Raw genomic sequence first — 14248 nt, 5'->3', positions numbered from 1 at the left:
GTCCTGCTCGCTTACAGGTTGATGAGCGTCTGGTCGACGGTCTGCTGGGTCTTGATGGTCTGCGCGTTCGCCTGATAGTTGCGTTGCGCGGTGATCAGGTCCACCAGCTCGCTCGTCAGATCGACGTTCGAGTTCTCGACCGCGCCGCCTTGCAGCACGCCGTGGTTGGTCGAGCCCGGCGCCGAAATCTGCGCGACGCCCGATTGCGACGTCTGCTGGAACACGTTGTTGCCGAGGTTCACGAGACCGTTCTGGTTCGAAAAGTTGGCGAGCGCGATCTGGCCGAGCGCCGCGGTCTGCTGGTTCGAATAGTTGCCGGTCAGCGTACCGTCGGCGCCGATCGTGAAGCTCGTCAGCGTGCCGGCCGCATAGCCGTCGGGCTGCAGCGAGTTCACGCCGTTCTTGCCGCCGTATTGCGTCGTGCCGGCAATGTTGAGCGTCAGCGCTTGCGGCGTCGACGAACCATCGGTGGTCGGCACCGAGAAATTGAAGACGTACGGCGTGGTCGTAGCCGTGCCCGAAGCGTCGGTCGTGCCGAGCAGCGTGCCCGACGAATTGAAGTTCGCGTGGCCGACGAGCGTCGCGGTGCCGGTCGAGACGCCTGCGTACACGTCCCACGTGCCGGCTGCGGTCTTGGCGAAATACATGTTGACCGTCTGCGAACCGCCGAGCGTGTCGTACACGGTCGTGCTGGTCGAGTAGTTATACGTCGACGAGCTGTTCTGGTCGAAGGCTACCGGCGTCGGCGCAATCGTATAGCTGTCGCCGGTCGCAGGAACACCGTTGAACGTCACGGTCTCGCCGTTGCCGAGCGAGATCGGCGAGCCGGCCGTATAGGTGCCGGTCGTCGAGGTGCCGAGCGTCGTGTCGGTCACCGTGTAGGCGGTCGCGCTGGTGAACGTGACGGTGTAGTTGTCGTTGTTCGTGCCCGAGGCGGTGTTGGTGATGGTCGCGCCAGGCGTGGTGAGCGTGCCCGTGTTCGCCGCGTTGGCCGTGACGCTCGGCGTGCCGAGCATCAGCGGGTCTTGCGCGTTCAGGTTCAGGCCGGCGGAAATATTGGTGGTCGCCTTCGGCGCGATGTTCGCGGTGGGCACGGTCAACGGCACGGTCTGCGCGGTGTTGATGATGCCGGAGCTGTTCGCGGCATAGCCCATCAGTTGCAGGCCCTGCGCGTTCGTGATGTAGCCGTTCTTGTCGAGCTGGAACACGCCGTTGCGCGAATACACGAGCGAACCGTTGTTCGACAGCTGGAAGAAGCCGTTGCCGTTGATCGCGACGTCGAGCGCCTGGTTCGTGCTGGTGATCGTGCCTTGCGAGAACTGCTGCTGCACTTCCGAGAGTTTCGTGCCGATGCCGACCTGGTTGCCCACGGCTGTCGCCACCGAATTCGCGTACATGTCGGCGAATTGCGCCGCGCCGCTCTTGAAGCCAACGGTATTCGCGTTGGCGATGTTGTTGCCGATCACGTCGAGATCGCTCGACGATGCCGACAAACCACTCAAACCTTGTTGGTAACCCATGACGGTCTCCGTGTCTGGAAAGTCGTAACTGACTGAATCTGAATCAGAGGATGGCGGCTACGCCGGTCAACGCGACGGTCGAGCCGTTCGACAGCACGAGGCCCGGCGTGCCGTTGCTCTGCATGACGACGCTTTGCACCGTCGCGCCCGTGAGCGTGGTGGCCGTGGCTTGCTGACCGTTGATCGTGCCGACCGCGCTGATCGTGTAGGTGCCGTCGGGCAGCGTGTTGCCGGCCGAGTCGGTCGGCGTCCAGCCCACCGGAATCGTGCCGGCCGACTGCTTGCCGAGATCGATCGTGTTGACGATCGTGCCCGCCGAGTTCTTCACGACGACCTGCAGGTCGTTCACCGAATTCGCGAGCTGCACGCCGAACGAGCCGGACTTGCCGCTCGCGACCGACACCGAGCTTCCCGGCGCGAGCACGGTCGAACCGATGAGGAGCGCCGCTTGCGACTGCTGACCTGCCGACATCTGCGTGGCGAGCGAGCTCAACGTCGTGTTCAACTGGCTGATGCCCGACACGGTGTTGATCTGCGCGAGCTGCGAGGTCATCTGCGAGCTGTCCATCGGGTTGGTCGGATCCTGGTTCTTCAACTGCGCCACGAGGAGGCTCAGGAAGGTGTTCTGCAGATCGGTCGCCGAGGTGCCGGACGTGCTGCTCGTGGAGGTGGTCGAGCTCGCCGTGCTGTTCGTGCCGTTCATCGTGTCGAGCAACGTTTGCGACACGGTCGTGCCGTTGTTGCCGATGGTGGTGCTAGTGGTCAAGGGGCTCTCCTCAGGTTCCGATCGTGAGCGTTTTCAGCATCAGGGTCTTGGCGGTATTCAGCGTTTCGACGTTGGCCTGGTACGAGCGCGACGCCGAAATCATGTTCACCATTTCCTGCACCGGGTCGACGTTGGGCAACGTGACGTAGCCGTCGGCGTTCGCCGCGGGGTTGCCGGGGTCGTAGGCGGTCTTCATCGGCGTCGGGTCGTCGACCACGCCGGTGACCTGCACGCCGCCGACCTGCTGGCCGGAGCCCGTGCGTGCGCCGCCGAGCGGCGCAACCGCGAACACGACCTGCTTGGCCTTGTACGGCTGGCCGTCCGGGCCGGTCGTGCTGTCCGCGTTGGCGAGGTTCGACGCCGTCACGTTGAGCCGTTGCGACTGCGCGGACATCGCGGAGCCTGCAACACCAAATATGTTCATCAAAGAAGGCATGTTTGCTGACCTTTCTTGCCGGTTCGAGCCGGCTTCAAGTTGGTTCCCGTAGCGATTGTTCTTGCGTACTGCGTGTCTCTTTGCGGGCGGACCGTTGCCGGGTTACGAGCCCGACTGGATCGCCGACAGCATCGTCTTGATCTGGCTCGACAGCACGGTCATGCCCGATTCGAAGTGCAATGTGTTGTCCGCAAACTGGACGCGCTCGGTGTCGATGTCGACGGTATTGCCGTCGAGCGCCGGCTGCGTCGGATTGCGGTATTGCAGATTGCCGTAGTCGTCAGAGGTGCCGCCTGCCGGGCGCAACGTCGACTTGCCGGACATGTGGCCCGGCGCGGTCGCCGCCATGGACATGCCGCTCGTCACGCCAGCCGGCTGCGCCATCGCGAGCGTCGCGGTGTTGGACGCCGTCTGGCCGGCCGCGCCGGTCTTTTTCAGCGCGCCCGCAAGCGACGAGGCGAAGTCGACGTCGCGCGCCTTGTAGCCGGGCGTGTCGGCATTGGCGATGTTCGACGACAGGAGCTCCTGGCGGTAAGCGCGCACATCGAGCGCTTGACGTCCAAAGGCGAATTCGGCATCGAGTTTGTCCAGCATAAGAATCTCCGGAGAACGGTCCCGAGGCTTCCCGTGCGCCTCGCGTGAGGGCTGCATCAGACGGGAACGCCTTTTTGCATGAGGAGCATCTTATGGGCGCCGCGCAAGCAGCAATCGGACGAATAACCGGGAAAGGGGGCTTCTATTCAACGTTTGCGCGAAGGGGGCGCTCAATAGAATGCAAGGCGTACCGAATTCATTCGATGGAGAACCGTGATGGACCAGCCCACTTTCGATCCGACGCCCCGCGTGAGACGCGCGGCCGCGCATCGCATGAGTGTGGCGGCGTTGCGGGTCGCTGCCGGGTTGGTGTTGAGTTCGTCGCTTGGCGTGTCCGCCCTTGGCGGCGCGACGTTTCTGTTCGCCGATGCCGCGCACGCCGGCGAGGCCGACGGCCCGATCGTGATTGCCGGTCCGAACGAACAGAACCCGGCGGCGCTTGCCGAGCTTGCCCAGCATCTGCAGACCGCGCCCGCGAAACGCACCGGCTCGGCGGCCACGCTCGCCGCCGCGACCGCGCAGTCGCTGACGCGCAGTCCCTCGACGCGCGACACCGATCCGTTCACGCGCGCCGCCAACGCGAGCGGCTCTATCGTCATTGCGGGCTCGGGCGACACGCCCGCCGCGCCGCAGATGATCCGCACGAATTTCAAGCCGGACGCGAACGGTGTCGTCACTATTCCAGCGCCAGGGCGCGCGGGGATGGGTGCGACGAATGCGGGCGTTCAGCCGGTGGCGGCGAATGCGCCGTCGAGCGTGGCAAGCCGCGCAGCGGCTGGGGTGTCCAGGTCGGCGGGGTCTGCCGGGTCTGCCGTGTCTGCGGGCGCTTCCTCGCCGGACAGCTTCGACACGCTCGCATCGCGCGGCGAGCCGCCGCAGTTCGGCGCGGACGGCAAACCGGTTGCGGCTCGTTCCAGCGCATCGGTCAATTCGACGAACAGCGCGCTCGCTGCGCCAACCGCCCGTATGCCCGCGACGCGGCCCGCCGCGACCTCGGCCTCGCCCGCGGCCTCCGTCGCCCAGCAGAATCCGCGCGCGGCGGCAGCGGCTCAGCCCGCGCCGCTGCCCGGCCAGCAAGACCCTGAAGCGATCCGCGCGGTGGCGCTCGCGTTCCTGCAACAGCAGTCGGCGGGCTTGCCGGGCAAAGTGGATATCACCGTCGCGCCCGCGTTTCCGCGCGGTCTCGCGGCGTGCATGATGCTCGAACCGTTCATGCCGAGCGGCGCGCGCATGTGGGGCCGCGTGACAGTCGGCGTGCGTTGCGCGGGCCAGCGCCCGTGGACCATCTATCTGCAGGCGCGCATTTCTCTGCACGCCACCTACTATCTCGCAGCCCGCGCGATGTCGGCAGGGGAAGTCCTCACCGCCGCCGATCTGGTCGCGCGCGAAGGCGATCTGACCGGCTTGCCGCAGGCGATTGTTACCGATCCGTCGCAGGCGGTCGGCTCGCTCACGTTGACGCGCGTCTCTCCCGGCATGCCGCTGCGCCGCGACATGCTGAAAAGCGCGTCCGCCGTGTCGATCGGTCAAACGGTGCGGGTCGTGGCCGCCGGCGATGGTTTCGCGATTTCGTCGGAAGGCAGCGCGATGAACAACGCGTCGCCGGGTCAGCAGGTTCGCGTGAAGACGGCCAACGGCCAGATCATCTCGGGCATCGTCAAGGACGGCTCGACGGTGGAGATCCAACTGTGAAAGAGAGCGAGCCGCGCGTCGCCAGCGGTTGGGCCGCGCCGCCCGTATCAGGGCCGGATCGTCTTGATAGACAAGGAAAAAGCTGTAGCGATTGCGCTAAAGTTTTGATCGACGCTTGCCGTTATCAGAATCAAATCGTTCAGGAAGCCAATCGTGAAAGTCGATTCCCAAACCAATTCGAATCTGCCGACGTTGAAAGACGCCCTCACCCGCTCGCAGCAAAGCGACGCGGCGACCGCGAACACCAGCGCGCAGACGGCGGGCACTGCCTCGCAACCTACTCCCAGCGGCTCGGGCGACGCCAGCGTCAGCCTGTCGGGTCTGTCGCAGCATCTGCGCAGCCTCGCGGCGTCCGGCTCGGCCGATATCGACACGGCGCACGTCGAGTCGATCAAGCAGGCCATCAAAAACGGCACGCTGACGATCGACTCCGGCAAGATCGCCGACGGCGTGCTGAGCACGGCACGCGAACTGTTGCAGAACAAATCCTCGTCGACCGGCAACTAATCGACGCATCGAAGTACGGTGAATGGCCGGCGGCGTTCGACAAACCCGGCTCGCCTATCCAGCGCGAGCCGTCGTTTTCAGCGAGTTGTTGAGATGAAAGACGCCCTGCTTGCCACCCTTACCGAAGAGTATTCCGCCGTCGAGGCGTTCGCGTCCGTGCTGACGCTCGAGACCAAGGCGCTGACCGCCTTGTCGCCGGTCGAGCTGCTGCCGTCGGTGATCGAGAAAAAGACCGCGTTGATCGGCGAGCTCGCGCAGCTTGAGACGCGCCGCGACGAACTGCTCGCCGGCATGGGTTTTCCGACCGGCTGGGCCGGCATGGAGCTCGCGTCCAGCACCGACGAGCGCATTGCCGCCCAATGGTCGCTGCTGCAAAAAGCCGCCGAGCGCGCGCGCCGCTCGAACACAAGCAACGGCGAACTGATTCGCGTGCGCATGGACTACAACCAGCGCGCGCTGGCGGCTTTGCAGGTGGTGGTGCCGCAAAAGGCCGGTTTTTATGGCCCGGACGGACGTATTCCGGCGCGCGTGGCGGTTTAAAACCTGGCCGACGCTGTCTGATACCAAAGGCCACGAAAGTGGCGCGTCTTCGAGCACCTCGGTCCGCTCCGGCCACTGCGGTCGCGCAAACCAAAAAAGACATTGATCAAAGGGCTCGTCGCCACGACGAGCCCTTTTTTGTTTTCTGCCCGCGCCGCGCACTCGCGCTCTTCGTCCTCTGCGATGGCCATCTGGCCAGGTGGCGCCAAGAGCGCCGCACGCGATCAAATCTCCTCTTTCCCCAACGAGATTTTCACAGCCTTGCTACCGCGTTCGGCGTCATCGTGCCGGATATCCCGGGTTGTCATTCTGCGGGAAATACGCTGGAGGAGGCTTACGCGAACGCGAAAGAAGCAATCGAGGCGCATCTGGACACGCTGCTCGACGAAGGCTTGCCGATCCCCGAAAGGCTAACGCTAGACGAGCATCGGCGTAATCCTGACTACGCGGGTTTCACGTGGGGCTTTGTGACAACCCGCAACATTCCCGCGCTGAAGAAGGCGGTGCGCATCAACATCTCGTTGCCCGAGGCGCTGGTGCATGAAATCGACGAATACGCGCAGGCGCATGGCATGTCGCGTTCCGCTTTTCTCGCGCTCGCGGCCGAGCATGAAATGGCGGACGCCTGACACTGGGCGCGTGCAGCGCCCTCGCTTTGCAACTCAAACTTGGTGCGCAACCGCGTTTGCCAGTCGACCGCGTCGCTCGGCATGGGTGCGCAACGCAAACCGCTCAGGTCGTCTCGGCGTTCGCCCAGGCCATTTCGCGCAGGCGCGTGCGCAAACGCGCCACTGCCTGGCTGTGCAGCTGACACACGCGCGACTCGCTGACTTCCATCACCGCGCCGATTTCGCGCAGATTCATGCCGCGCTCGTAGTACAGCGACATCAGCAGTTTCTCGCGTTCCGGCAAGCGGTCGATGGCCTCGACCAGTGCCGAGCGCAGGCTCTCGTCGAGCAGGGCGGACAGCGGGTCCGAATGATCGACGCAGTAGCGGTCGAGAAACGGTTCGTCGTCCGCGGAACGGTCGAAGTCTTCGTAGTAGATAAGCTGGCTGCCGTGCAGATCCTGCAGCATCGACTGATACTCGTCGAGCGGCATTTGCAGGTGTTCGGCAATTTCCGTTTCGCTTGCCGAGCGGCCCAGGTTCTGCTCCACCTTGTGCACGGCCGTTTCCACTTCTCGCGAAGTGCGCCGCAAGCTGCGCGGCAACCAGTCGTTGCTGCGCAATTCGTCGAGCATCGCGCCGCGAATCCGCTGGCTCGCGTAAGTCTCGAACTGCGCGCCCTGATCTTCCTTGTAGCGGCTCGCGGCATCCAGCAGGCCAATCATGCCGGCCTGAATCAGATCGTCGAGATCGACGCTGGCCGGCATTTTGGCGACGAGCTGCAAGCCGAGTCGACGCACGAGCGGTGCGTACTTCGTCAAAACATCGGCTTGGGAAATCTTTCCCTGAGCGTTATACATCGTGCTCCCCTTGTCCTTGTGCCGCCTCTCAGGCGTGCTGCGCAGACGGTTGGTCGGCGTGTTGCGCCGCTGAAACTGTCGCAGGCGCCATCCATGGCGTTTGCGACGACATCGCTGGCCGCATCGGCCAGTACTGCAATTCGGCTGCGAGGTGCCGGAAATCGCGCGCAGCCGGTGTCGACGGAAATGCATCGACGACACAACGCGACAACTCCTCGGCTCGCGCCATCCGCACATCCGCGGCAATGCAACCGGCGTCCTCCAGCGCCACCGCGAGGTAGCGCCCGGCCACGCCGGCCAGGTTTGTAAAAGCGGTGCGGGCGTCTTCCACGCTCTGCACGTGGTTCACCAGCACGCGAAACTGCGCGAGCGCATGCGCGTAGTGCAGGCGCTTCATGCATGCATACGCGTCCGTGATCGCCTGAGCGGCCATGCGCGTGACGATCATCACGTCATGCGCCTGCATCGCGAGCGCGGACAGATGCCCTTGCGGGTCCAGCTGCGCGTCGATCAGCACGATGTCGGCTGAGCCGTGCAGCAGCACGCCGAATTGCGCCGCGCTATAGCCCTCGCGATGCGCACGCGAGGCTGCCAGCACCGAGAAGCCGAGCGGATGCCGCGAGGCGGCGTCGTCGAGCGCCATCTCGCCGCGCATCACAGCGGTGAAGTTGCCGCCACCGCGCAGGTTGCCGGCAAGCGCACTCACCGACTTGTCGCCCACGCACTCGTCGATCACGAGCACGTCCTTGCCTTGCTGCGCGAGCGCGGCGGCAAGATTGACCACCGTGGACGTACAGCCCGCGCCGACGGACCCGGCCGTCACCGAAATCACGCGCGAGCCGCTGCGCGCGAGGAGGCGCCGCAGTCCTTCTGCCTGATCGGAGACGAGCTTATCCAAAGCGGACCTCATGCAATTCAGCGGTCGAACGCGCGGACAGCGCGGAGAGCAGCGCAGGCACGTCGTCGTCATGCGGGACGAACGGCGAGTGATCGCGCGGAATGCAGAACGCGCTCTTGAGCAGAAAACGTTTGGTCGCAACGTAAAGGTTTTCCGGCACTTTCTGACCGGTCGACACGTAGTGCACCGGCAGCTTGTAGCGGATCACCGTATCGAGCACGCCGCCCAGGTTGGTGGCTTCGTCGAGCTTGGTGAGAATGCAGCCGGCGAGCGGCTGCTGATCCGGTCCGCGCTGATACGCCTGCACCACTTCGTTGAGCGTGTCGCCGTGGCTGGTTGCGTTGAGCAGCAACAGACGCTGCACCGGCTGACCCGCGCGGCTCAGCATCGCTATCTGATCGGATACGAGTCGGTCGCGCTGGCTCATGCCGATCGTGTCGATCAGCACGATGTGCTTGTTGCGCAATTCGGAGAGCGCGAGTTGCAGATCGGCGCTGTCTTTCACCGCGTGAACCGACACGCCGAGAATCTTGCCGAAGATGCGCAGTTGCTCGTGGCCACCGATCCGGTAGCTGTCGGTCGTGAGCAGCGCGACCTTGCTGGCGCCGAAGCGCATCACGCAGCGCGCGGCGAGCTTGGCGGTCGTCGTGGTCTTGCCCACGCCCGTCGGGCCCATCAGCGCAAACACACCGCCGCGTTCCATCAGCGTGTCTTCGTCTTCCATCACAGGCAGATTGGAGGCGAGCACCGAGCGCACCCAGTCCATGCCGTCGTCCATGTTGTCGACGTCCTCGGGCAGGTTGTCCACCATCATCTGCACGAGCTGCGCGGAGAAACCGGCGGCAAACAGATGCTTGGTGAGCGCGCCGTGCGCCGGATTGCGGCGCTGGCGGTCGCCCCACATGAGGCCCGCGAACTGCTCTTCCATCATGCCGCGCAGCGACGACAGCTCGCTCATCACGGTTTCCTTGACGACCTGCTCCATGCGCGCCTTGATCGCTTCCGCGACGGCAGCAGGCGTGCGCGAGTCGTCAGCCGCCGAGGGCGTCGGCGCGAATTTCTGCGCGGCGCGGCGCGCGGCGACCTGTGCGGCTTCGCGAGCCCAATCCGGCGTGTTGTCGCCCGGCGCAGGGTCGACCTTGGCGGGCTCCGCGGTGGCGCCGAGGCCCTTGGCCATTGCGTCGGCCGGCGTCATCGGGCCCGGGCGAGCGCGATAGTCGCCGTGCTGCTCCTGTTCGGCGGCAATGCGTCGCGCGTGATCGATGAGCCACGGATTCGACTCGGCCAGCGTGCGCGGCCCTTGCAAGTCGGCGGCCGGCGCGGCGGATGCGGATGCTGACGGCACGCCGGCGGCCTTCAACAGATCGGCGCGAATGTCGTCGTTCAAACGCGCTGCCGCGGCGCGCGCGCTCGGCTGGCCGACGTGGATCGGTTGCGCTTGCGGCGCCGCGGCGTGCTTCGCTGCCGCGGCTGCCGCCGCCGTGGAAACGGACGCGCCGGGCAATGCGCTCTTGCGCGTGTCGGCCGGCGCGGCGGAGGGCCTTGCCGACTTCATCGCCGCATTCATGGCCGCGCTCGGAATCACCTTGGCGGCAGGCTGCGCATCGTGGCCGCCTGCAAGCGTGGAGTCGGCAAAGCTGCCCGACGTCTCGGTCCCGGCTTCCGGGCTTGCGCCGAACACCGACGAGAACACGTCGGGCATGCCACTCGCATACGGATTAGCCTGCATCGGCTGCGCAGCGGGCATCGCGCGCGGCGAGGTGGACGCACCCAATGCGTGCTGCCCGACCGCCGTATTGGCCGATGCAGATGGCGCCGCGCCGGTGTCCGCGCGCGGTGCCTTGGGCGTAATCGCCGCAAGGTCGCTGTCGGCCAACGCGACGATCTCGACGCTGCCGTCATCCATTGTCCGATTGGACAGCACGACCGCGTCGGCGCCCAGTGCTTCGCGCACGAGACGCAGTGCGTCGCGACTGGTGGCACCGATAAATTTACGAATGTTCAAGCTGGACCCCCGATGAGGTATACGGACTGACGGACCGGCAACACACCGCTTCCCATTGAGATCATTATTGCCAAACCCGTCGACCGACGATCGGTGGATAAAGGCCGTGAAACGTGGGTAATTCGAACGATGGAGAAAAGCCGTCAGCCACGTTGGCCGCATCGCAGAAACGGGCCGCGCCACGCCGCCTGAACGCGTGCGGCTGCCGCGACCGAAGCATGGCCTCGCCAATACGTTCGCGGTGCGAAAAGTCAGGCGCGGAAATGAAAACCGGCGCCTCAGGCGCCGGCCAATCTGTGGAGTGTCGATCCACTTGTCATGCGCGCGGCAAGCACCGCGCTACCGGTGGCGCTTCAACCATGCGCGCCGATCAGATTCACTACCTTGATGTTGCGCGTATCGGGCACTTCTGCGTACGACAGCACTTTGAGCTGCGGCAGGCTGCGGCGCAGGAAACGCGCGAGCATCGGCCGCAATGCATGCTGCACGAGCAGCACCGGCGCGAGGCCCATGTTCTGCTGACGGCTCATCGCCTTCTGCGTTTCGGTCATCAGCGTATGCGCGAGGCCAGGCTCGAGGCCGGGGTTGGAACCGGTGGAAAGCGCCTGCGAGAGCACGCGTTCGAGATTCGAGTCGAGGCCCATCACCTGCATGTCGCCGGTGCCGGGAAACCACTGCTGCGTGATCGCGCGGCCCAGCGCAAGACGCACCGCAGCGGTGAGATCGTGCGCGTCGGTGATCTTCGGCGTGTGTTCGGACAGTGCTTCGAGGATGGTGCGCAGGTCGCGGATCGGCACGCCTTCCTCCAGCAGGTTTTGCAGCACCTTTTGCAACGTGGTTAGCGGCAGCGTCTTCGGCACCAGATCGTCGACAAGCGACGGCGTATCTTTCTGCATCCGCTCGAGCAGCGCCTGCACTTCGCGGCGGCCGAGCAGTTCGGACGCATGCGTGACCACGAGGTGATTCAGGTGCGTTGCGACCACGGTGCTCGAATCGACCACGGTGTAGCCGTACACCTGCGCCTGTTCGCGCAGATTCGTATCGATCCAGATGGCGGGCAGACCGAACGCCGGATCCTGCGTCGGCGTGCCGGGCAGCGCGGCCGAAACCTGGCCTGGGTTGATCGCGAGCCATTGGCCCGGATACGCTTCGCCGACGCCCACTTCCACGCCCTTGAGCGCGATGCGATAACCGTTCGGCCGCAACTCCAGATTGTCGCGAATGTGGATGACCGGCGGCAGAAAGCCGATTTCCTGCGCGAACTTCTTGCGGATGCTCTTGATCCGCTTGAGCAGCTCGCCGTCCGAGTTCTTGTCGACGAGCGGAATCAGCCGGTAGCCGACTTCCAGGCCGAGCGTGTCGATCATCGTCACGTCGTCCCAGCTTGCTTCGGTGTTTTCGACCGGTGTGACCGCGGCCGGCGCGACATCCACGAGCGCCGTCGTGTTCTTGCGTTCCTCGGCACGCTTCTTCATCGTGCGGCCAAGCTGGATCAGACCGCCGCCCAGAATCAGAAACGCGAAATGCGGCATGCCCGGGATCAGGCCCATCAAGACCAGAATGCAGCCGGTAATCATCAGCACGCGCGGGTTTGTGAAAAGCTGCCCGGTGAGCTGGGTGCCGATGTCTTCATTGGTCGCGACGCGCGACACGATCACACCGGCGGCCGTCGAAATCACCAGCGACGGAATCTGCGCGACAAGGCCGTCGCCGATCGTCAAAAGCGTGTAGTTCTTCCCCGCCGACGCGAAGTCCATGCCGTGCTGAACCATCCCGACAATCAGTCCGCCGAAGATGTTGATCACCATGATCAGCAGGCCGGCAATCGCATCGCCGCGCACAAACTTGCTCGCGCCGTCCATGGAGCCGTAAAACTCGGCTTCCTGCGAGACTTCCGCGCGACGCTTGCGCGCCTGCTCTTCGTTGATGAGGCCGGCGTTCAGATCGGCGTCGATCGCCATCTGCTTGCCGGGCATCGCGTCGAGCGTGAAGCGCGCGGACACTTCCGCGATCCGCCCAGCGCCCTTGGTGATCACCATGAAGTTGATCACCATCAAAATGATGAAGACGACGATACCGACCGCGAAGTTGCCGCCCACCAGGAAGTGGCCGAACGACTCGATCACCTGGCCCGCGGCGTCAGGACCGGTGTGGCCTTCTAGCAGCACGACACGCGTCGACGCCACGTTCAGCGAGAGGCGCAGCAAGGTCGAGAACAGCAGCACGCTCGGGAATGCCGCGAAGTCGAGCGGCTTCATCGTGTACATGCTGACGAGCAGCACCATCACCGAAAGCGCGATGTTGAAGGTGAACAGCAGATCCAGCAGGAACGGCGGCAACGGCAGAATCATCATGCCGAGGATCATGCAGATCAGCACCGGCCCGGCGAGGGCGCGCAAATTGGTGCTGCTCAGGGCATCGGGCCGTCGAGCGAGAAAGCCGGCGCGAGCGTTCATGCCGAGACTCCGTCATCGTTAGCGGGGTTGAGCGTATCGGCGGCTTCCTGATCGGCTTCTTCATCCGATACGCCGCCCTTGTCGAGTTCCGCTGGCACGTCGAGCTCGGTCGGTGCGACCGGCGCTGTGCCGCCTTCGGTCTTGAAGCGCCGCAACTGGTACACCCACGCGAGCACTTCCGCGACCGCGCCATACAGCTGGCCGGGAATCTCGCGGTTCAGTTCGACGTTGTGATAGAGCGCACGCGCAAGCGGCGGCGCTTCCAGGAGCGGCACGTTGTTTTCGGCGGCGAGCTCGCGGATCCGCGCGGCCACGAGGTTCACGCCCTTCGCGACGACCTTCGGGGCGCGCATCTCGCCGTCGGTGTATTGCAGCGCAACCGCGAAGTGTGTCGGGTTCGTGACCACGACGTCGGCCTTCGGCACCTGCGTCATCATGCGGCGGCGGGCAATCGCGCGCTGCTGCTGGCGAATCCGGCCTTTCACATGCGGATCGCCTTCGCTCTCGCGGTGCTCGCGCTTCACTTCTTCCTTGCTCATGCGCAGTTTTTTGTGGAACTGCCACAGTTGATACGGCACATCCAGCGCGGCGACGACGAACATGCCCGCCACCGTCATTCCGCAGCACACGGCGATCAGATGCACGGTGTTGGCGAGCGCGAGATGCAGCGGCTGCGTGGCGAGCGCGAGAATTTCCTCGCGCCGGTTCCAGATTGCCGTGCCGCCGATGATGCCCACCACCAGCGTCTTCGCGAGCGACATGACGAGCTGGACGGGTCCGTTGATCGAAAATATTTTGCCGAGGCCGGCGATCGGATTGAGGCGGTCGAACTTGGGCTCGAGCCCTTTCGTCGACAGTTGCCAGCCGCCCAGCGCCATCGGCGCCAGCAGGGCCGCCGCGCCGGTGAACGCGAGAATCGGCAGCAGTGCGTAGAAGCCTTCGCGGCTCGCCGCGCCGGCGCCGGTCATCATGCGGCGCGTTTCGAAAACAGTGGCGTGGTCGAACGTGAACGCCGCGCGCAGCATGTCCTGCAAATGCTGACCGATGCTGCCCGACATGCCCCATACGCCGAAAAAGCCGGCTGCGAGCAGCGCGAACGTCGAAAGCTCCCGCGAACGCACGATCTGCCCCTCCTCGCGCGCTTTCTGCAAGCGCCGAGGGGTGGCTGATTCGGTTTTTTCGAGGTCGCTTTCCTCTGCCACAAAGCTCTCCAGTTGGGCGAGGCACAGCGCCTCTTTCCAGTGAGAGCGATTATTCCCGCTCGGCGCAAGTGCCGATCGGCGGATAAGGAAGGAGAAACGGGGGCTTTTCGGCGGATCGGCAAGCGGCGCGCAAGGCCGCGCGCCGCCGCAAAAGACAACGCCCGC

Annotated in this window: 13 protein-coding genes; 4 read left to right on the top strand and 9 right to left on the bottom strand. The window is 64.9% G+C overall.

All coding sequences use genetic code 11. The annotated features are described in order from the left end of the window. Nucleotides 1–11 precede the first annotated feature (11 nt). From A3AC_RS0108015 to flgB, 4 genes are all read right to left on the bottom strand, one after another. The gene (locus A3AC_RS0108015; protein ID WP_025598251.1) at nucleotides 12–1520 is read right to left on the bottom strand and encodes a flagellar hook protein FlgE; all 1509 of its coding nucleotides are present in this window, start codon (nucleotides 1518–1520) and stop codon (nucleotides 12–14) included. A gap of 43 nt (nucleotides 1521–1563) precedes the next feature. Beyond that, a complete protein-coding gene (locus A3AC_RS0108010; RefSeq protein WP_025598250.1) occupies nucleotides 1564–2286 on the bottom strand; it encodes a flagellar hook assembly protein FlgD in 723 nt (240 codons plus the stop codon). A gap of 10 nt (nucleotides 2287–2296) precedes the next feature. After that, on the bottom strand, nucleotides 2297–2722 hold the full coding sequence (gene flgC, locus A3AC_RS0108005; RefSeq protein WP_013340843.1) for a flagellar basal body rod protein FlgC: 426 nt from the start codon (nucleotides 2720–2722) through the stop codon (nucleotides 2297–2299). A gap of 102 nt (nucleotides 2723–2824) precedes the next feature. Next, complete coding sequence (gene flgB, locus A3AC_RS0108000) at nucleotides 2825–3316, bottom strand: flagellar basal body rod protein FlgB (protein ID WP_025598248.1); 492 nt, start codon at nucleotides 3314–3316, stop codon at nucleotides 2825–2827. Between the two features lie 216 nt (nucleotides 3317–3532). Here flgB and flgA point away from each other — a divergent pair, with 216 nt between their 5' ends. From flgA to A3AC_RS29110, 4 genes are all read left to right on the top strand, one after another. Further along, nucleotides 3533–5008 (top strand): flagellar basal body P-ring formation chaperone FlgA, encoded by a 1476-nt coding sequence (flgA, locus tag A3AC_RS0107995; protein WP_025598247.1) that lies wholly within the window; start codon nucleotides 3533–3535, stop codon nucleotides 5006–5008. A gap of 153 nt (nucleotides 5009–5161) precedes the next feature. Beyond that, on the top strand, nucleotides 5162–5515 hold the full coding sequence (gene flgM, locus A3AC_RS0107990) for a flagellar biosynthesis anti-sigma factor FlgM (protein WP_025598245.1): 354 nt from the start codon (nucleotides 5162–5164) through the stop codon (nucleotides 5513–5515). 93 nt (nucleotides 5516–5608) lie between these two features. Next, entirely contained in the window at nucleotides 5609–6055 is a 447-nt protein-coding gene (locus A3AC_RS0107985; RefSeq protein ID WP_025598243.1) for a flagella synthesis protein FlgN, read from the top strand. Nucleotides 6056–6246: 191 nt separating this feature from the next. Next, complete coding sequence (locus tag A3AC_RS29110) at nucleotides 6247–6684, top strand: type II toxin-antitoxin system HicB family antitoxin (protein WP_051361601.1); 438 nt, start codon at nucleotides 6247–6249, stop codon at nucleotides 6682–6684. Nucleotides 6685–6787: 103 nt separating this feature from the next. On the opposite strand, the gene A3AC_RS0107975 is transcribed toward A3AC_RS29110, so the two are convergent. From A3AC_RS0107975 to flhB, 5 genes are all read right to left on the bottom strand, one after another. After that, nucleotides 6788–7522, bottom strand: a complete 735-nt coding sequence (locus A3AC_RS0107975; protein WP_013589942.1) for an RNA polymerase sigma factor FliA — start codon at nucleotides 7520–7522, stop codon at nucleotides 6788–6790. A 28-nt stretch (nucleotides 7523–7550) separates the two neighbouring features. Continuing rightward, entirely contained in the window at nucleotides 7551–8420 is an 870-nt protein-coding gene (locus A3AC_RS0107970) for a nucleotide-binding protein (RefSeq protein WP_025598238.1), read from the bottom strand. Continuing rightward, nucleotides 8413–10425: a flagellar biosynthesis protein FlhF gene (flhF, locus tag A3AC_RS0107965; protein WP_025598237.1), complete on the bottom strand. Its 2013-nt coding sequence runs from the start codon at nucleotides 10423–10425 to the stop codon at nucleotides 8413–8415. Before flhF ends, A3AC_RS0107970 begins: the two co-directional genes overlap by 8 nt. Before the next feature lie 353 nt (nucleotides 10426–10778). Further along, complete coding sequence (gene flhA / locus A3AC_RS0107960; protein ID WP_025598236.1) at nucleotides 10779–12881, bottom strand: flagellar biosynthesis protein FlhA; 2103 nt, start codon at nucleotides 12879–12881, stop codon at nucleotides 10779–10781. Then, nucleotides 12878–14083, bottom strand: coding sequence for a flagellar biosynthesis protein FlhB (flhB, locus tag A3AC_RS0107955; RefSeq protein WP_025598234.1), 1206 nt, complete (start codon nucleotides 14081–14083; stop codon nucleotides 12878–12880). Before flhB ends, flhA begins: the two co-directional genes overlap by 4 nt. Nucleotides 14084–14248 lie beyond the last annotated feature (165 nt).

The organism is Burkholderia sp. WSM2230, assembly GCF_000472445.1.
In the GTDB taxonomy this organism is placed as follows: Bacteria; Pseudomonadota; Gammaproteobacteria; order Burkholderiales; family Burkholderiaceae; genus Paraburkholderia.
The sequence above is the reverse complement of the archived record's forward strand: the minus strand, read 5'-3'. Positions and strand labels throughout refer to the sequence as shown.

What these genes read in the sequence shown, in the direction of transcription:
- A3AC_RS0108015 (WP_025598251.1), bottom strand. Translation starts at nt 1,520, where the DNA reads ATGGGTTACCAACAAGGTTTGAGTGGTTTGTCGGCATCGTCGAGCGAT.
- flgC (WP_013340843.1), bottom strand. Translation starts at nt 2,722, where the DNA reads ATGCCTTCTTTGATGAACATATTTGGTGTTGCAGGCTCCGCGATGTCC.
- flgB (WP_025598248.1), bottom strand. Translation starts at nt 3,316, where the DNA reads ATGCTGGACAAACTCGATGCCGAATTCGCCTTTGGACGTCAAGCGCTC.
- flgA (WP_025598247.1), top strand. Translation starts at nt 3,533, where the DNA reads ATGGACCAGCCCACTTTCGATCCGACGCCCCGCGTGAGACGCGCGGCC.
- A3AC_RS0107985 (WP_025598243.1), top strand. Translation starts at nt 5,609, where the DNA reads ATGAAAGACGCCCTGCTTGCCACCCTTACCGAAGAGTATTCCGCCGTC.
- A3AC_RS0107975 (WP_013589942.1), bottom strand. Translation starts at nt 7,522, where the DNA reads ATGTATAACGCTCAGGGAAAGATTTCCCAAGCCGATGTTTTGACGAAG.
- flhA (WP_025598236.1), bottom strand. Translation starts at nt 12,881, where the DNA reads ATGAACGCTCGCGCCGGCTTTCTCGCTCGACGGCCCGATGCCCTGAGC.